This window comes from Acidovorax sp. Q11, from assembly GCF_054950075.1.
This window is the reverse complement of record NZ_JBUDZG010000028.1, coordinates 1-17,296: the sequence shown is the minus strand read 5'-3', so window position 1 is coordinate 17,296 and position 17,296 is coordinate 1. Positions and strand designations below refer to the sequence as shown.

Sequence of the window (17,296 nt, the reverse complement as noted above, 5' to 3'; positions counted from 1 at the left end):
CCATGTCCAGCCTGAACTCCCTCACCGTTGCCGTGGATGTGGCCTCCCGCAAGCGGGACGCCGCACGCAAGGTGCTGCAGGACGCGCTGGCCGCACAGCAGGCGGCGCGTGCGCAGCTTGAGCAGCTGGAGGACTACGCCCGCGAAACCGAGTCGCGCTGGGGGATGAAGGCTAACACCGCGATGCAGCCCGAGGTGATGTACCACCACTACCAGTTCATGAACCGCCTGGGGCATGCGGCCAGCATCCAGAAGGGTGTGGTGGGTGACCAGGCGGGGCGTGTGGAGAGCGCGCAGCGCGCGTTGCTGGAGACCGAATTGCGCCTCACCAGCCTGCGCAAGGTGGTGGACAAGCGGCGCCATGACCTGGAGCTGCAGCAAATGCGCAGAGACCAGAAACAGACCGATGAACGGGCCGCGCTGCAGTACCGCACCGCGAGCCAAGGGCCCCAGGGCCAGGAGTATTGACCATGGAACAGGGAAAAATTTCCTCCTCGCAAGGCGGCACTCATGCGGCCCACGCCACACGGGCCAAAGCGCCTGCGCAGCAAGGGGCGGATGCCAGTGACGCAGCAGCGGCAGGGGGGTTTCTGGCTCTGCTGGCTGCGCTGGATGAGGTGTCTGTGGACACCGGTCCGCTGGAGCTGACAGGGACTGATGCAGGCCCTGTCGACATCGCTGCGGATGCTGTGAAGGGCGAAGCGGATGCGGCGGCCCTGGCGGCCTGGCAGGGGTTGTTTGCTTCCGCCCAGAGCGATGCCTCCGCCACCGGGCTCGTGCGGCAGGCCGATGGAATGCTGCGCCCGGACTCCATGGCGAACGGGACGCTGGGCGGCATGGTGCTGAATGGCCCGATGGCCAGCGGGGGGCTGCACCAGGGGCTGGTGGCGGAAACCGCAAAACTCGATACCGCAGCAGATTTCAAGGACCTCAAGGACGGCACCGTCCAGAGCACGGTAGCCGGGTTTGGCCGCAGCTTCTCGCGCCTGCAGAACACCCAGGCCCAGCGGGCAGGGGGATCGGGGGGCTCGGAGCTGTCCATGGTGGCGAGCACCGCCGGTGATGCAACGCAGCGCCTGTCGGTGGCCCAGGGGGCGGCAGCAGCACTCGCGCAGGCCGCCAGCAATGAGCGTTCGGCCCTGGGGGTGATGGCTCTTGGCGCCACGGTGGAGCGTGGCGTTGGTGCGCCAGCTGCGACAGAGGGCGGCTTCGCCGCGCTGGCCGACGGGTTGTTTGCGGGCGTGGCGGCAGCGCGGGGTGGCGAGCCCTCGGCGGGCGGCCGCCCCGGCGAGGGGCCTGCTGGGGGGGGCGCCTGGTCGGATGGCAGTGCGGGCGTGTCCCCTCTGGAGCCAGGAAACACCGACAGCCCTGCCACGTTTGTGGACCCCGGTGCTGCAGGATCAGAAGAACAGGTGGCCGACCAGGTGGCGTACTGGGTGAACCAGAAAACGCAGAACGCGGAGCTGACACTCAATCGCGATGGTCAGCCCGTGGAGGTTTCCGTGTCCCTGTCGGGCAATGAAGCGCATGTCACTTTCCGCAGTGACCAGGCGCAGACCCGCGAACTGCTCGATCAGAGCATGGCTCAGCTCAGGGATCTGCTGCGCAGCGAAGGCTTGGTGCTGTCCGGCATGTCGGTGGGGACTTCGGCGCGGGATGGCGCGGGTGCGCAGGGCGGTGATGGGGGGCAGCCGCGTGGCCGCGATGGCGCCCGCCAGGCGCAGGTGCTGTCCAGCGCGCCGGTGGGCACCGCATCGCTGGCGCGGGACGGCAGCGGGCCTGACCGCACCGTGGATATCTTCGTGTGACCCGCTCGCTCCCGGTGGACTGGGCGCTGACGCAGGCGGGCATCACCTGTGCGCCCTCTGAAGGGGTTGCGGCCTCGGGTGGCCTGCGCGCGCAATAAACCCACCCTGATCCGCAGCGCCCACCTGCCGCTCGATGCGTGCAGAGGATCCCAATGGCAAGAGGGAGAGGGCGGTGAATGCCATGGTTTTGGGCTTTTATTCTGGCTATTATTGGTTACACCCCCGTCCAATAATGGGCCATCCGGCTTTGCTTGCACTTTGATAGCGCACGCACGGCTTGCTCCCTACCGCAAGGAACATCCATCGTGTCAGCCCCTCCACCACCCGCAGCTGCTCCGGCGAAAAGCAAGAAGATGCTCATCATCATCATTGGCGTCGTTGTGGCGGTGCTGGTGATTGGAGGGGGGGCTGCGGCCTGGTTCCTGACCCGTTCGCACGGAGATGAAGAGGAAGGTGGCGGTGCACCGGCTGCCCGCAAAGAGGCGCCCAAGGTCGCTCCCACCTTCCTGCCCATGGAAAACATGGTGGTCAACCTGGCCGACCCCGGCGGGGACCGCTTTGCCCAGATCGGCATCACCCTGGAGCTGGAAGACGCCAAAACCGCCGAGCAGGTCAAGCTGTACCTGCCCACCATCCGCAGCGGCATCCTGATGCTGGTGTCCCAGCGCACGTCTGCTGAGTTGCTGGTGCGCGAAGGCAAGGAGAAGCTGGCCGCCGATATCCGCCGCGAAGTTTCGCGCCCGCTGGGATATTCGGTGCCCACTGAACGTGAGCGAGAGCGTGCACGTGCTGCAGAGGCCGAGCAGGACGGAGACGCAGAAGACCGCCCGGCGCGCAAGCGCACCGAGCGCAACCCCGTGCTGCGTGTGCTTTTCTCCAATTTCATCATTCAGTGAACCGGGGCAAGGACCAGCCATGAGTGATTCATTTCTTTCGCAGGAAGAGGTTGATGCCCTTCTGGAAGGGGTCACTGGCGAGAGCCAGAAGTCGGTCGAGGAAGTGGCCGAGGCGGGGTCCGTACGCAACTACGACATCTCCAGCCAGGAACGCATCGTCCGTGGCCGCATGCCGACGATGGAAATCGTCAACGAGCGGTTTGCGCGCAACTTTCGCATCGGGCTTTTCAATTTCATCCGGCGCAGTCCCGAAATTTCGGTCGGCACGGTGTCCGTGCAGCGCTACAGCGCTTTTCTGCGCGAGCTGGCGGTGCCCACCAACTTCAACATCGTGGCGATCCGCCCCCTGCGTGGCAGCGGGCTGATCGTGTGCGAGCCCTCGCTGGTGTTCGGCATCATCGACACGCTGTATGGCGGTGTCGGCAAGTTCCAGACCCGGATCGAAGGGCGTGATTTTTCGCCCACCGAGCAGCGCGTCATCAACCGCCTGGTCGATGTGATCTGCACCGAGTACAAGAAGGCCTGGCAGGGCATCTACCCGCTGGAGCTGGAGTACCAGCGCTCGGAAATGCAGCCCCAGTTCGCCAACATCGCCACGCCCAGCGAAATTGTGGTGTCCACGGCCTTCCAGCTGGAAATCGGCGACCTCTCCGGTGCCATCCATGTCTGCATGCCGTATGCCACGCTGGAGCCGATCCGCGACGTGCTGTATTCGTCCACGCAGGGCGACTCCATCGAGGTGGACCGCCGCTGGGTGAATGTGCTCAAGCGCGAAATCCAGTCGGCAGAAGTCACGCTGGTGGCGGAGCTGGCCAAGGCCGACGCCACGGTGGAGCAGTTGCTGGCCATGAAGCCGGGCGACTTCATCGAGCTGGACCGAGAGCCCCGTATCCGGGCATCGATCGGAGGGGTTCCTATTTTTGAATGCCAGTATGGAACCCACAACTCCAAGTACGCCATCCGCATTGAGGAATGCTTGCGTAATTCGGACATGAGCTGGCTGGGAGAGAAAGATGGCAACTGAAGAAGACAACAAGGACGCTGGCGCAGAAGACCCGTTTGCGGGCTGGGCCGAGGCGCTGGAAGAGCAAAAGCGCACCGACGACAAGCCTGCGGACGCAGAGCAGGGCGGCCCGCTGTCCGGCGAGCCCGTGCGGCCGTTTTCCGGCTCTGCAGGTTCGGATGGAACCGTCAACGACATCAACATGGTGCTGGACATTCCGGTCCAGTTGTCGGTGGAGCTGGGGCGCACCAAGGTGCCCATCAAGTACATCCTCCAGCTGGCGCAAGGCTCGGTGGTGGAGCTGGATGCGCTGGCGGGCGAGCCCATGGACGTGCTGGTCAACGGCTACCTCATCGCCCAGGGCGAGGTGGTGGTGGTGAACGACAAGTTCGGTATCCGTCTCACTGACGTGGTGACGCCTTCCGAACGCCTGCGCCGGGTCAGCCGTGGATAGTGGGAGCATGACCCAGACCCTCCTCGTCGTGGTGCTCTTTGTGGGCGCCATGGCGGCGCTGCCCTGGCTGGTGCGGCGCCTGCAGCAGCGGCATGCCGGCGGCGCCTTGGCTGCGGGGGCCGCATCGCGTGTGGTGTCTGCGGTGGCGGTCGGGCCGCAGCAGCGGGTGGTGACGGTCGAGGTCGGCCCCGAGCACGCGCGCACCTGGCTGGTGCTGGGCGTGACGGCCCAGCAGGTGAGTTGCCTGCATGTGCTGCCGGTGTCGCCTGTGCCAGTGCCGACCACGGTCGGTGCGGGCGCCGTGGTGGCTGAGGTGCCCTCTTTTGCGCAGCAGATGGCTGCAGTGGCCGGTGCGCCGGAAAAGGCAAGCCATGGCTGACCGACTGCCCATGCCCGCCCCGGTCAAGGGACCGCGGGTCGGTCACCACTGGCTGCTGGCTGCCTTTGTGGGACTGCTGGCGCTGGCCGTGCAAGGCCCCGCCTTCGCGCAGGCGGCGGGAGGCCTGCCCCTGGTGGTGGGCAGTGGCCCATCGGGCAACAGCTACTCGGTGCCGATCCAGACACTGCTGTTCTTCACGGCGCTGTCCTTTTTGCCCGCCGTGCTGCTGATGATGACGGGCTTCACCCGCATCGTGATTGTGTTGTCCCTGCTGCGCCAGGCGCTGGGCACGCAGTCTGCGCCGCCCAACCAGGTCATCATCGGCCTGTCGCTGTTCCTGACCTTCTTCGTGATGGGCCCCACCCTGGACCGTGTGTACCAGGAAGCGTATGTGCCCTACACCAACAACACCATCACGTTCGAGCAGGCGCTGGACAAGGCCGAGGCGCCCATGCGCGGTTTCATGCTCAAGCAGACCCGGCAGTCCGACTTTGCGCTGTTCTCGCGGCTCGCCCGCCTGGACCCGAACGTGACGGCAGAGACTGCCCCGATGCGGGTGCTGGTGCCAGCGTTTGTGACCAGCGAGCTGAAGTCGGCGTTCCAGATCGGCTTCATGATCTTCATCCCCTTCCTGGTGATCGACATGGTGGTGTCGAGCATCCTGATGTCCCTGGGCATGATGATGTTGTCGCCGGTGCTGGTGGCCTTGCCGTTCAAGCTCATGCTGTTTGTGCTGGCCGATGGCTGGAACCTGCTGATCGGCTCCCTGGCCGCCAGCTTTGTAACCTGAGGGAGGAGCACGCGATGACTCCACAAGTGGTATTGACCATCGGGCGCGACGCCCTGACCCTGCTGCTGATGATCTCCATGCCCGTGCTCGGGGTGGTGATGGCGGTAGGGCTGATCGTGAGCATCTTCCAGGCGGTCACGCAGATCCACGAAGCCACCCTGGCCTTTGTGCCCAAGCTGATTGCCGCGATGGTGGTGTTTGCCATCGCCGGGCCGTGGATGCTCAGCACGCTGGTGGACTTCATCCGCCGAACCATCGAGTCGATCCCATCGATGATTGGCTAGTTTTTTGATAAAAACAGGCCTTTTGCGCGCGACCATCAAGCGTTTTGTGCTATGTTTTGTATAGCAAACTGATGCCATGATCACCTTCAGCGAAGCGCAGATCATGGCTTGGCTCTCGCCCATCCTGTGGCCCTTTCTGCGGGTCCTGGCCCTGTTCTCGGTGGCCCCGGTGTTCTCCATGCGCGTGATCCCCATGCGCGTGAAGATCGGGCTGGCCTTCCTGGTGGCGCTGTGTGCCCAGGGGGTGCTGGGAGAGCAGCCGGTCATCAGCGTCAATGGCCGCGAGGCCCTGGGCGCCGTGGCACAGCAGGTGGCGGTGGGGCTGGCCATCGGATTCTCGGTGCGGCTGGTGTTCGCGGCGGTGGAACTGGCGGGGGAAATCATTGGACTGCAGATGGGGTTGAATTTCGCCTCCTTCTTCGATCCCTCGTCCAACGCGCAGATCAGTGCCGTGGCCCGCTTTTTTGGCCACATGGCCATGCTGCTGTTTGTGGTCATCAACGGCCACCTGCTGATCCTGATGGCGGTGGTCAAGAGCTTTGACCGCTTTCCGGCCAACGGCAACTTCCTGCAGTCGCTGGCGCAGATGCGGCTGCACGAGCTGGGCGCGTCGCTTTTCTCCAGCGCGCTCTGGATTGCCCTGCCCATGATCGCGCTGCTGCTGTTCGTCAACCTGACGATGGGCATCATCTCCCGCGTGGCGCCGCAGATGAACATCTATGCGGTGGGTTTCCCCGTCACGCTCACGGTCGGCATGCTGGGCATTGCCGCCACCCTGCCCATGCTGGAGCAGCCCGTGCTGGCGCTGATGCAGCAGGCGGTGGATCTGTTTGCCGCGCAGCGGTAGGGCGGTGCAGCGGCGGCACCAGCAGGCTCAGACCAGCTGGTTGCGGATGGCGTAGACGGTGAGTTCGGCGTTGTTGGACAGCTTGAGCTTCTCCAGCACGCGCGAGCGGTACACGCTCACGGTCTTGGGGCTCAGCATCAGTTCCTCGGCAATGTCCGACAGCCGCCGCCCGGAGGCGATCTTGATCAGCGTCTGCAGCTCCCGCTCCGACAATGTGGTGTGCAGGGCTTCGGGGGTCGGCTGGGCCAGGCTGTCCGCCAGCATCTGCGCCACTTCTGCGGTGAGGTACTTGCGGCCGTGCATCACCGTGCGCACTGCGGCGATCAGCTCGACCGGGTCTCCCGCCTTGTTGGCATAGCCCTGTGCACCCGCCTTGAGGCAGCGCAGCGCGTATTGGTCCTCGGGGTACATGGACACCACCAGCACCTTGATGGCCGAATGGGTCTCCCGCAGGCTGGTGAGCACTTCGAGCCCACTGCGGCCAGGCATGTTCAGGTCCAGCAGCAGCACATCGCAGGCGGCGGAGCGCAAAACCTCGCGCAGCTCGGAGTAGCCCCCTGCTTCGCCGGTGACCTGGATATCGGTCGCCTCGGTCAGGGTGTCGCGTATCCCGCGCCGCAAAACGGCGTGGTCGTCGCACAGGACCACATGAATCACGTCGCATCTCCTGGGGCTGTTGGTGGAGCTGATGGTAGCGGGATGGACAGGATGACCGATGTGCCCTGGCCCGGTCGGCTGCTGATGTCCAGCCAGCCCCCCACGGTGCGCGCCCTTTCCTGCAGGCCCTTGAGGCCGAAGGCTTTGGGCTTGTCCCGCATCTCCGGCGCAATGCCCCGGCCGTTGTCTGCCACTTCGAGGGTCAGTACCCCTTCCTTGTCAGAGAGTTCGATGTCCACCTTGCCAGGCTGGGCGTGTTTGGAGATGTTGGTCAGGGCTTCCTGCGCGGTGCGGTAGGCCACGAGCTGGATGTCTGCAGGCGTGTCGATGCTGTCGCTGCTGCTCCGAACACGGGTGGGAACCCCCGTGCGGCGTTCAAAACCCGCCGCCAGCCATTGCACGGCCGCCACCAGGCCTTGTTCCAGGATGGGGGGGCGCAGGTTCATCATGATGCGCTGGCTGGCGCCGATGGCGTGCTGCAGCATGTCGGCGGCGGAGTTGGCGTGCTCCTGCATGGCCGGGTCGGTGCTGTGGCGGCCGATCCAGGCCACATCAAAACGCACTGCCGTGAGTGCGCCGCCAATGTCGTCGTGGATCTCGCGCGCAATCGAGGCACGCTCCTGCTCGATGGAGGTTTGCAGGTGTTCCGCCAGCTCCGCGAGCCTGCGCTCTGATCTGGCCAGCTCGGCCATGGCGTGTTCGCGCATGCGCCGGGCCTCGTGCACCTCCAGCGCGCGCGCGATCACGTGGGGCAGGCGCTGGATATTGTCCTTGAGCAGGTAGTCGGCCACGCCCAGACGCATGGCGTCTACCGCCGCCGCCTCGCCAATGGCGCCTGAGAGCAGGACAAACGGCGGATGCTGATGCTTTTGCGCCACATGTGCCCACGCATCGAGTGCCGTGAAGCCGGGCAGGCGGTAATCTGCCAGGATGATGTCGAACGCCCCGGAGTCGGTGAGGCGCTGGAATTCAGAGAGAGTGTCTACCAGGCGCAACTGGCACTGGAGCCCTGACCGCCGCAGCGTTCTGGCTGCAAGTTCATGGTCAGCCAGTGAATCTTCAAGATGCAGGATTTCAAGGGTCTGGTCTGGTGTTGCAGTGACCATAGGAGCGCTATCATAGGATACAAATTGGAACAAACAAGGGTGTTTGTCCCGTTGGGTTGGTTTCGGCGTCGGCGTCCAATGGGCGCGGATGTTACGGTGTGCGCAAAGCCAGCAAGTCTTTGAGGCATGTATCGTAGTCCCGTGTTTTTGCGTGCTTTGCTGCTACGTGCTGCGATGGAGAAACGATGCAATCTACGCTAACAACGCCTGGAGGGCCTGCAGTCCAGGTACCCGTCATGGTGGCGGCGGAACTGCAGGACTCATTGCTGGTGGTGATGCACGACCTGCACCGCCTGGAAGGGCTGTTGAACCACGCGACGGACAATCTGCTGGAGCGTTTTGGCGAGGCCAATGCGATGCTGACAGACGCAGTGGTATCGGACTCTCCCGAACTGGTGGCCGCACGTGCTGCGCTGCGCAGTGCCGTGACCGAGTTGCAGTTCCAGGACATGGCCTCCCAACTGATCTGGCACACCACCAAGGTGCTGCAGGGGTGTGCCTTTCGCCTGGCCTCGGAGGCCATGGGTCATGAAGATGGCGAGGATGCCGCGCCCTTTGCAGAGATGGCGCCCGACAGGCCGAATCCTGTTACGCAGAGCGAGATGGATGCAGGTTCTGTGGACCTTTTTTGATCTTCACATCATTGGTTAGCCTATATATTCAAGTCAGTTGGAGCCATACATGCAATCGATCCTTGCCGTAGATGATTCACCTTCCATGCGGAAAATGGTGTCGTTCACCCTCACGGGCGCCGGCTATCACGTCGTGGAGGCAGTGGATGGGCAAGACGCCCTTGAAAAAGCCGAGACGCACAACATCGATCTGGTGCTGGCAGACCAGAACATGCCCCGGCTCGATGGCATTGGCCTGACCCGCAAGCTGCGAGAGCACCCCAAGTTCAAGACCATCCCCATCCTGATCCTGACGACGGAGTCGAGTGACCAGATGAAGCAGGCCGGGCGCACAGCCGGTGCGACGGGCTGGCTGGTGAAGCCTTTCGATCCCAATCGTTTGATCGAAGTCATCCAGAAGGTGATCCGCTGAGCCGGGTTGACTGAGACCATCAAGTACACAGGAGCCCACCATGGCGGAAAGCTACCAAGAAGGATCGGGTGCAGGCGCTGACTTCGACCTGAGCCAGTTCTATCAGATATTTTTCGAGGAAGCGGGCGAGAACCTCGACCAGATGGAGCAGATGCTCCTAGATCTAGATCTGAGCAGTGCCGATGATGAAGAACTCAATGGCATCTTCCGCTGCGCGCATTCGATCAAGGGCGGCTCTGCCACCTTCGGCTTTTCTGACGTCGCCGAGCTGACCCACCAGATGGAGTCGCTGCTGGACCGCCTGCGCCGCCATGAGCTGCAGCCGATCCCGCAGATGGTGGACGTGCTGCTGGAGTCCGCCGATGCATCGCGCAGCCTCCTGGCCCGGCACCAGGCGGGTGGCCAGGGCGAGGCGGTGTCCACCACATCCCTGGTTCGCCGCATCAGCGATCTGGCTGCGGGCCTGGTGCCCAGTGATGCCCCTGCTGCCGCAGCACCACCGCCACCGCCGCCCCCACCTGCAGCCGCGGCGCCCGCACCCGCTCCCAAGGCTGCCGCCCCTGCTGTGGCCGGACAGGCGCGCCAGCTCGAAATCCAGATCGGCCCCCTTGAGCGGCCGGAACAGGCAGACGCCATCAAGGAGCTGTTCCGCGACATTCCTGGCCTCGGTGCCATCCGCGATCTGACAGCCACCGAGCCCAATACGCGCCTCTTTGGGGTGGAGACCAATTCCACCAACGACGATCTGCTGGATCTGTTTGCCTTCCATGTGTCTAAGGAGCAGGTGCTCATTCGGGACGCTGGTGCAGCAGCGGCCGAGCCTGGCGCAGAACCGGTGGACGACGAAGCCACGATGGCAGTGGATACGTCCGGTGGCGAAACGCCTTACGGCTTCTTTAGTGGTGCTCCCGGGGCTCCCAACGAGGCTTCGCAGGCCGCCACACAAGCCCCTGCCCTGGCTGCCAAGGCGACCGCTGCCAAGGCGGAGCCCAAGGCTGCGGCGCAGGCGCAGATGGAGTCCACGACCATTCGGGTGGACGTCAAGAAGGTCGATCAACTCATCAACCTGGTGGGCGAGCTGGTGATCACGCAGGCGATGCTGGCGCAGAACAGCCGTGGGCTGGATGCCGGTGCCTACCAGCAGCTGCTGGCGGGTCTGGCCGATCTGGACCGCAACACCCGGGACCTGCAAGAGTCGGTGATGTCGATCCGCATGATCCCGATGTCCATCGTCTTCAGCCGCTTCCCGCGCATGCTGCGTGATCTGGCCAACAAGCTGGGCAAGAAGGTGGAGCTGGTCACCCTGGGTGAAGCCACCGAACTGGACAAGGGTCTGGTCGAGAAGATCACCGACCCGCTGACCCATCTTGTGCGCAACAGCTGCGACCACGGCATCGAGATGCCCGCTGACCGCTTGGCCAAGGGAAAGTCCGAGCACGGCACCATCACGCTGTCGGCCTCGCACCAAGGCGGCTCGATCGTGATTGAGGTGCGTGACGATGGCAGGGGCCTTTCGCGCGACAAGATTCTGAGCAAGGCCCAGGAGCGGGGCATCGAAGTGTCCGAGCAGATGAGCGATGCCGAGGTGTGGCAACTGATCTTTGCCCCGGGCTTCTCCACGGCGGATGAGGTCACGGACGTGTCCGGGCGCGGTGTGGGCATGGACGTGGTCAAGCGCAACATCGCTGCGCTCAACGGGTCGGTCGAGATCGATTCGGCCGAAGGCTACGGCATGAAGGTGTCTGTGCGCCTGCCGCTGACGCTGGCCATCATGGACGGCATGTCGGTGGGGGTGGGCGAAGAGGTGTACATCCTGCCGCTGTCTTCTGTGGTCGAGTCGTTCCAGGTCAATGCCGACGACGTGAGCACGGTGGCGCAGGGCTCGCAGCTGGTGAAGGTGCGCGACGAATACATGCCCGTGATCGCGCTGGAGAAAATTTTCCAGGTGCCGCGTTTCGACCTCAACAAGTCCAGCAACATCATGGTGGTGGTGGAGGCGGACGGCAGCCGTGTGGCGCTGCTGGTCGATGAACTGCTGGGGCAGCACCAGGTGGTGGTCAAGAACCTGGAGTCGAACTACCGCAAGGTGCCCAACGTGTCGGGCGCCACCATCCTGGGCGATGGTACGGTGGCCTTGATTCTGGACACGGGTGGCCTGGTGCGCCGGGCGCGCCACTGAGGATTCAAGCTCCCCGGTCCGTCAGGGCTTGGGCGCTGTCATGAAAGGAGAATGCACCATGAGTGTGATTGGTAAGACGGCAGACGCTGCGCCGACGGGTGCACGTGAATATCTGACATTCCGCCTGGATCAGGAAGAGTACGGCATCGACATCCTGAAGGTGCAGGAAATCCGGGGCTACGAGCCTCCGACGCGCATTGCCAATGCGCCCGAGTTCATCAAGGGCGTGACCAACCTGCGCGGCACGATTGTTCCCATTGTGGACATGCGCCTGAAGTTCAACTGCGCGCAGGCTGACTACAACAGCTTTACCGTGGTCATCATCCTCAACCTACGCAACCGGGTGGTCGGGATCGTGGTGGACTCGGTCAGCGATGTGATGGAGCTGACGCCCGAGAGCATCCGCTCGGCGCCCGACATCGAGAGTGCCATCGACAACAGCTGCATCCTGGGGCTGGGCTCGGTGGGTGAGCGCATGCTGATCCTGCTCGACATCGAGAAACTCATGTCGAGCGTGGATATGGGTTTGGTTACTGCCAACGAATAGGGCGCAACGACGGTCAACAACCATTGGTGGCCCAGGCACATGTCAGGCCGCAAGCAGGGCTTGCGGGCCTCTTGGAGCGAACAGGATTTCCCTTCGGACGATCAATATGGCCCACACCACCAGTGCCTCCGTTTCAGCCCGGTCTGCCCCACCACGGGGAGATGCGGCCTATGCTGCGGCAGAGGCTCCCTCGGGGCCCTTGGCCCAGGGGCGTGAATTCGTCTGGACCAACGCAGACTTTGCCCGAGTCCAGGCGCTGATCTACCAGCGCGCCGGCATCAGCCTGCATGACGGCAAACATGCGATGGTGTACAGCCGACTGTCGCGGCGGCTGCGCGATACCGGACACACCAGTTTTCACGACTACCTCAGTTGGCTCGAAAACCACGACGGGCCAGAGTGGCAGGAGTTCGTCAATGCGCTCACCACCAACCTGACGGCCTTTTTCCGCGAGCAGCACCACTTCGAGATTTTTGCGTCGCACCTGCGCTCCAAACCCTCGGCCAACTGGAAGGTCTGGTGCAATGCCGCGTCCACAGGCGAGGAGCCGTACTCGATTGTCATGACGGCGTTCGAAGCGCTGGGGGCCAATGCCTCGTTCAAGCTCACCGCCAGCGACATCGATTCGCGCGTGCTGGCCACGGCCGCGCAGGGCGTGTACCGGCTCGACGGGCTGAAAGGGGTGAGCCCCGAGCGCATGCAAAAGTTCTTCTTGCGCGGCAAAGGCGGCAATGCGGGAATGGTGCGTGCCAAGCCCGAGTTGCGACGTGTCATTGACTTCATGAGCGTGAACCTCATCCGTGATGACTGGCCGTTCAAGGAGCCCTTTGATGTGGTCTTCTGCCGCAACGTGATGATCTACTTCGATGCGCCCACGCAGCGGAAGGTGCTGGAGCGGATCCATCGCGTGCTCAAGCCAGGGGGAATGTTGTTTGTCGGCCATGCCGAAAACTTCAGCGAATCCCGCGATCTGTTTACCCTGCGTGGCAAGACGGTGTACGAGCGCCGTTGACCTGTCCATGTTGTCTTGCAAAAAGCACCCATGACCAACATCCAAGCAGGCACCTCTTCCACCATGACCACCCAGACTCCAGGCTCATCCGAACGGCGCCGCGCACCGCGCATAGCGCCCTTGAGTGCTGATATCTATGCAGCGGGTGCGGCGCCTGCGCGCGTGTCTTCTTTGCAGGAACTCAAGGCGCAAAGCCGCAAGCCGGGCGAGGCGTCTTTCTTCTATCTGGACCACCATTTCCAGCACAACGCCGTGAAAGTGCTGCCCGGGGAGTATTTCGTGGCGGACGAGAGCATGGTCATCATGACCGTGCTGGGCTCGTGCATTGCGGCTTGCTTGTGGGACAGCCGTGCACGTGTGGGGGGCATGAACCACTTCATGCTGCCCGATGGTGACCTGGCCGATGCGTCTGGGCGGTACGGCTCCTACGCCATGGAGTTGCTCATCAACGAGATGCTGAAGATGGGGGCGCGCCGCGAAACCATGCAGGCCAAGATTTTTGGTGGTGCCCAGGTGATGCACAACTTCACCACGATGAATGTGGGCGAGAGGAACACCAATTTTGTGCTCAACTACCTGCACACCGAGCGCATTCCCATCGTCTCCGAGGATGTGCTCGATATCTACCCGCGCAAGGTGGTCTTCTTTCCTGTGACGGGAAAGGCCATGGTCAAGCGCTTGGCGCATGCCCATCCCGAGGCCTTGGCTCAGGAGGCACGTGGCAACGCTGTCACGGTGGTCAAGTCCACTGCCGGTGGTTCCGTTGATCTGTTTTGAGGAAGGTTCGCGTTAATGAGCAGTAAAATCCGGGTGATCGTGGTGGACGATTCGGCGTTGGTCCGCAGTCTGCTGTCCGAGATCATCAACCGGCAGCGCGATATGGAGTGCATTGGTACAGCCAATGACCCGTTAGTTGCGCGCGAGATGATCCGTGAGCTGAATCCGGATGTCATCACGCTGGACGTCGAGATGCCCCGCATGGATGGCATCGATTTTCTCGGCCGCCTCATGCGGCTGCGCCCCATGCCAGTGGTCATGATCTCTACGCTTACGGAGCGCGGGGCCGAAGTCACGATGAAAGCACTGGAGCTTGGCGCCATCGATTTTGTCGCCAAGCCGCGTGTGGGTCTGGCCAGCGGGCTCAACGACCTGGCAGCCCAGATCGTGGACAAGATCCGCGTGGCGGCGGTGGCGCAGGTTCGCCGTGCTCCGGTGCGTGATGCGGCGCCTGCCGGGGGCGGGGGCGCACATGCGCCTGCGCCAGCCTCTGCGCTGTTGGGCCGCCTGTCAACGGAAAAGCTGATCTGCATTGGCGCCTCTACCGGTGGGACCGAGGCCATCAAGGAAGTGCTGGTGCAGATGCCGGCCGACTCACCCGCCATCGTGATCACCCAGCACATGCCGCCGGGTTTCACCACCAGCTTTGCAGCCCGCTTGAATGGGCTGTGCCAGATCACGGTGAAAGAAGCCGTCAATGGCGAGCGCATCTTGCCGGGCCATGCCTACATTGCGCCGGGTGGCACCCAGTTCCATGTGGCACGCAGTGGCGCCAACTATGTGGCCGTGGTTGATGACGGCCCCCCGGTCAACCGCCACAAACCATCGGTCGAGGTGCTGTTCAAATCAGCGGCTGCGGTGGTGGGGCGCAATGCCTTCGGCATCATGCTCACCGGCATGGGTAACGATGGCGCTGCGGCGATGCGCGAGATGAAGGATGCGGGCAGCTACAACTACGTGCAGGACGAAGCCACCTGCATCGTGTTCGGCATGCCGCGCGAAGCCATTGCCCATGGCGCGGCCGACGAGGTTTTGCCCCTCGGCCAGATCGCTCCGGCGCTGATCACGCGCTTGCGTGGCGCAACAGACCGGCTGCACCACCGCATCTGACAGATTTGCGGCCCCGGCGTCGGCCGTCACTGGGGGCTGCTATCAGCTTGCATGTGGCCCCGGTGCGTCGTCCGGGGCGCGCCACCCTCACGCAGACAGTTCTGTCCAGCGCTCCAAAGCGACCATGAGTTCGTCGTCGATGGTGGCTGCACGGGTCGCCATCTCGGCGGCACGCGCCGGGTCTTTGCTGTACAGGCTTCCGTCGGCCAGCGCCTCCTGCAGTACCTGTTGCTCCGTCTCCAGGGCGGTGATCTGGGCAGGGAGCTGTTCCAGCTCACGTTGCTCTTTGTACGAAAGCTTCTTTTTTGATAGCTGCTCAGGCTTATCTGGCGCGCGCAAGGGGCTATTTTTGCTTGAATTTTCAGCAGCCGATGGCTTGGCCGCAGCAGCGGCTGTCGAGGCCTGAATGGCCTTGCTGCGCTTGGATTGCTCCAGCCAGTCTTGCACGCCCCCTTCATACTCGCGCCACAGGCCGTCACCTTCAAAAGCGATGGTGCTGGTCACCACGTTGTCGAGGAAGGTCCGGTCGTGGCTGACCAGGAACACGGTGCCGTCGTAGTTTTCCAGCAGCTCTTCCAGCAAGTCCAGGGTGTCGATGTCCAGGTCGTTGGTCGGTTCGTCCAGCACCAGCACATTGGCGGGGCGCGCAAACAAGCGCGCAAGCAAAAGCCGGTTGCGCTCGCCGCCCGACAAGGAGCGCACGGGCGAGTGTGCGCGGGCTGGTGAGAAAAGGAAGTCGCTCAGGTAGCTCTTGACGTGTTTGCGCTGGTTGCCGATTTCAATCCACTCGCTGCCGGGGCTGATGAAGTCCTCCAGCGTGGCATCAAGGTTCACGGCATGGCGCATCTGGTCGAAATAGGCCACCTGCAGGTTCGCTCCCTGGCGGATGGTGCCCTTGTCGGCAGGCAGCTCCCCCAGGATCATCTTGAGCAGAGTGGTTTTGCCTGCGCCGTTGGGGCCAATCAAGCCTACCTTGTCGCCCCGCAGGATGGTGCCCGTGAAGTTGCGAACAATCGTCTTTTCGCCGAAGGCTTTGCTCACTCCCGTCAATTCCGCCACGATCTTGCCCTGGTAGCCATTCGAGCCGCCGGTGGCCACATCCATGCGCACACTCCCCACCACATCGCGGCGGGCCTCGCGGCGCGCGCGCAGCTGTTCCAGCCGGCTGATGCGGCTCTGGCTGCGGGTGCGGCGCGCCTCCACCCCCTTGCGTATCCAGACCTCTTCCTGGGCCAGCAGCTTGTCGGCCTTGGCGGCGATCACAGCTTCCTGGGCCAGCTGCTCTTCCTTCTGAATCTGGTACTGCGCAAAGTTGCCTGGGTACGAACGTAATTGCCCCCGGTCCAGTTCAACGATCCGGGTGGCGACACGGTCCAGAAACGAGCGGTCATGGGTGATCGTGACAACGCTGCCCGGAAAGTCGAGCAGCAGGTCCTCCAGCCATTCGATGGAATCGAGATCCAGGTGGTTGGTGGGCTCGTCCAGCAGCAGAACATCAGGTCGGGCAACCAGCGCCTGGGCCAGGGCAACCCGCTTCTTGGTCCCCCCCGACAAGGTGCCGATCACTGCCTCCGGGTCCAGATGCAAACGTTGCAGCGTTTCCTCAACGCGCTGTTCCCAGTTCCATGCGTCATAGGCCTCGATCTCGGACTGCAAGGCGTCCAGATCCAGGCCCTCGGCTCCAGACAGGTACTGATCGCGGATGCCGATCACCCGTTGCAGACCTTCGGATGCTGCCTTGAAGATCGTGGCGACTGGGTCCAGGGTGGGCTCTTGGGCGACAAAGGCAATTCGCACCCCTTGCTGTACTTGCAGTGCGCCATCGTCAGGCTTGGCCAGGCCTCCCAGTATCTTGAGAAGCGAAGACTTGCCCGCGCCATTGCGGCCAATCAGGCCAACACGCTCCGCAGTCTCCAAAGAAAAGCCGGCGTGGTCCAGCAGTGCAACATGCCCAAATGCGAGTTGGGCGTCCAGTAGGGTGATAAGTGCCATAGGGGCAGGATTATCGGTGGCGAGCACAAAGAGGGGCATGCAGCCCCTTTGTCGCCACCGGCTTGACCTCAATGAGAGGGGGCCGTTTGACCGTGGATCGCTTGAGGCCGGCTGGGGCGTTGGCATGACGCCAGATGGCATAGACGGGGAAGGTGGCTGGCTTCTTTCCACACCCCCTTCAACCCGTGCTATAGTCGAGGGCTTCGCTTCTGAAGCACTTTCCCCGGATGATCTGATCGTTTAGGGGTGTGTTCGGTGGCTGGTGGTGGTGCTCTTTGGGGCTGCGCTGCTGGCGATCGAGGGGGTTGAAGAAAAGTTTTGTTTTGTTGTCTGGGTGCTTAAAAACTCGGTATAGAATACAAGGCTTCGCTGAGTAAAGCGGGTTGTTGGCAGGTGCTGATGGCTTCGAAAG

Annotated in this window: 20 protein-coding genes; 16 read left to right on the top strand and 4 right to left on the bottom strand. The window is 63.2% G+C overall.

Annotation, left to right across the window (positions count from 1 at the left end):
- Positions 1 to 2: 2 nt before the first annotated feature.
- From ACYZGB_RS18265 to fliR, 9 genes are all read left to right on the top strand, one after another.
- On the top strand, positions 3 to 467 hold the full coding sequence (locus ACYZGB_RS18265; protein ID WP_462390299.1) for a flagellar export protein FliJ: 465 nt from the start codon (positions 3 to 5) through the stop codon (positions 465 to 467).
- Positions 468 to 469: 2 nt separating this feature from the next.
- The gene (locus ACYZGB_RS18260) at positions 470 to 1,807 is read left to right on the top strand and encodes a flagellar hook-length control protein FliK (RefSeq protein WP_462390298.1); all 1,338 of its coding nucleotides are present in this window, start codon (positions 470 to 472) and stop codon (positions 1,805 to 1,807) included.
- A 353-nt stretch (positions 1,808 to 2,160) separates the two neighbouring features.
- Positions 2,161 to 2,703, top strand: coding sequence for a flagellar basal body-associated FliL family protein (locus ACYZGB_RS18255; RefSeq protein WP_462390337.1), 543 nt, complete (start codon positions 2,161 to 2,163; stop codon positions 2,701 to 2,703).
- 19 nt (positions 2,704 to 2,722) lie between these two features.
- On the top strand, positions 2,723 to 3,727 hold the full coding sequence (gene fliM / locus ACYZGB_RS18250; RefSeq protein ID WP_063461665.1) for a flagellar motor switch protein FliM: 1,005 nt from the start codon (positions 2,723 to 2,725) through the stop codon (positions 3,725 to 3,727).
- Entirely contained in the window at positions 3,717 to 4,160 is a 444-nt protein-coding gene (gene fliN, locus ACYZGB_RS18245; RefSeq protein ID WP_137747676.1) for a flagellar motor switch protein FliN, read from the top strand. Before fliM ends, fliN begins: the two co-directional genes overlap by 11 nt.
- 7 nt (positions 4,161 to 4,167) lie before the next feature.
- Entirely contained in the window at positions 4,168 to 4,539 is a 372-nt protein-coding gene (locus ACYZGB_RS18240; protein ID WP_462390297.1) for a FliO/MopB family protein, read from the top strand.
- Positions 4,532 to 5,329: a flagellar type III secretion system pore protein FliP gene (fliP, locus tag ACYZGB_RS18235; protein WP_462390296.1), complete on the top strand. Its 798-nt coding sequence runs from the start codon at positions 4,532 to 4,534 to the stop codon at positions 5,327 to 5,329. Before ACYZGB_RS18240 ends, fliP begins: the two co-directional genes overlap by 8 nt.
- Positions 5,330 to 5,343: 14 nt before the next feature.
- Positions 5,344 to 5,613, top strand: coding sequence for a flagellar biosynthesis protein FliQ (gene fliQ, locus ACYZGB_RS18230; RefSeq protein WP_063461668.1), 270 nt, complete (start codon positions 5,344 to 5,346; stop codon positions 5,611 to 5,613).
- Between the two features lie 76 nt (positions 5,614 to 5,689).
- A complete protein-coding gene (gene fliR, locus ACYZGB_RS18225; RefSeq protein ID WP_462390295.1) occupies positions 5,690 to 6,460 on the top strand; it encodes a flagellar biosynthetic protein FliR in 771 nt (256 codons plus the stop codon).
- Positions 6,461 to 6,487: 27 nt separating this feature from the next.
- Here fliR and ACYZGB_RS18220 read toward each other — a convergent pair whose 3' ends face one another.
- Both ACYZGB_RS18220 and ACYZGB_RS18215 read right to left on the bottom strand, forming a co-directional pair.
- On the bottom strand, positions 6,488 to 7,117 hold the full coding sequence (locus tag ACYZGB_RS18220; RefSeq protein WP_462390294.1) for a response regulator: 630 nt from the start codon (positions 7,115 to 7,117) through the stop codon (positions 6,488 to 6,490).
- Positions 7,114 to 8,223 (bottom strand): hybrid sensor histidine kinase/response regulator, encoded by a 1,110-nt coding sequence (locus tag ACYZGB_RS18215; RefSeq protein ID WP_462390293.1) that lies wholly within the window; start codon positions 8,221 to 8,223, stop codon positions 7,114 to 7,116. The genes ACYZGB_RS18220 and ACYZGB_RS18215 overlap by 4 nt, the downstream gene beginning before the upstream one ends.
- A gap of 185 nt (positions 8,224 to 8,408) precedes the next feature.
- On the opposite strand from ACYZGB_RS18215, the gene ACYZGB_RS18210 reads away from it, so the two are divergent.
- From ACYZGB_RS18210 to ACYZGB_RS18180, 7 genes are all read left to right on the top strand, one after another.
- Entirely contained in the window at positions 8,409 to 8,855 is a 447-nt protein-coding gene (locus tag ACYZGB_RS18210; protein ID WP_063461672.1) for a hypothetical protein, read from the top strand.
- Positions 8,856 to 8,904: 49 nt separating this feature from the next.
- Entirely contained in the window at positions 8,905 to 9,267 is a 363-nt protein-coding gene (locus ACYZGB_RS18205; protein ID WP_015015796.1) for a response regulator, read from the top strand.
- A 40-nt stretch (positions 9,268 to 9,307) separates the two neighbouring features.
- Entirely contained in the window at positions 9,308 to 11,446 is a 2,139-nt protein-coding gene (locus ACYZGB_RS18200) for a chemotaxis protein CheA (protein WP_462390292.1), read from the top strand.
- Positions 11,447 to 11,504: 58 nt separating this feature from the next.
- Entirely contained in the window at positions 11,505 to 11,993 is a 489-nt protein-coding gene (locus ACYZGB_RS18195; protein WP_063461688.1) for a chemotaxis protein CheW, read from the top strand.
- Between the two features lie 106 nt (positions 11,994 to 12,099).
- On the top strand, positions 12,100 to 13,005 hold the full coding sequence (locus ACYZGB_RS18190; RefSeq protein WP_462390291.1) for a CheR family methyltransferase: 906 nt from the start codon (positions 12,100 to 12,102) through the stop codon (positions 13,003 to 13,005).
- Positions 13,006 to 13,035: 30 nt separating this feature from the next.
- Positions 13,036 to 13,782 carry a chemoreceptor glutamine deamidase CheD gene (gene cheD / locus ACYZGB_RS18185; RefSeq protein WP_462390290.1) on the top strand — a complete coding sequence of 249 codons (747 nt, stop codon included), beginning with the start codon at positions 13,036 to 13,038 and terminating at the stop codon, positions 13,780 to 13,782.
- Positions 13,783 to 13,797: 15 nt separating this feature from the next.
- A complete protein-coding gene (locus ACYZGB_RS18180; protein ID WP_462390289.1) occupies positions 13,798 to 14,892 on the top strand; it encodes a protein-glutamate methylesterase/protein-glutamine glutaminase in 1,095 nt (364 codons plus the stop codon).
- 87 nt (positions 14,893 to 14,979) lie between these two features.
- On the opposite strand, the gene ACYZGB_RS18175 is transcribed toward ACYZGB_RS18180, so the two are convergent.
- Positions 14,980 to 16,884, bottom strand: a complete 1,905-nt coding sequence (locus ACYZGB_RS18175) for an ATP-binding cassette domain-containing protein (RefSeq protein WP_462390288.1) — start codon at positions 16,882 to 16,884, stop codon at positions 14,980 to 14,982.
- Positions 16,885 to 17,062: 178 nt separating this feature from the next.
- Positions 17,063 to 17,296, bottom strand: a 234-nt coding sequence (locus ACYZGB_RS18170; protein WP_462390287.1) for a hypothetical protein, incomplete at its 5' end; no start/stop codon positions are given.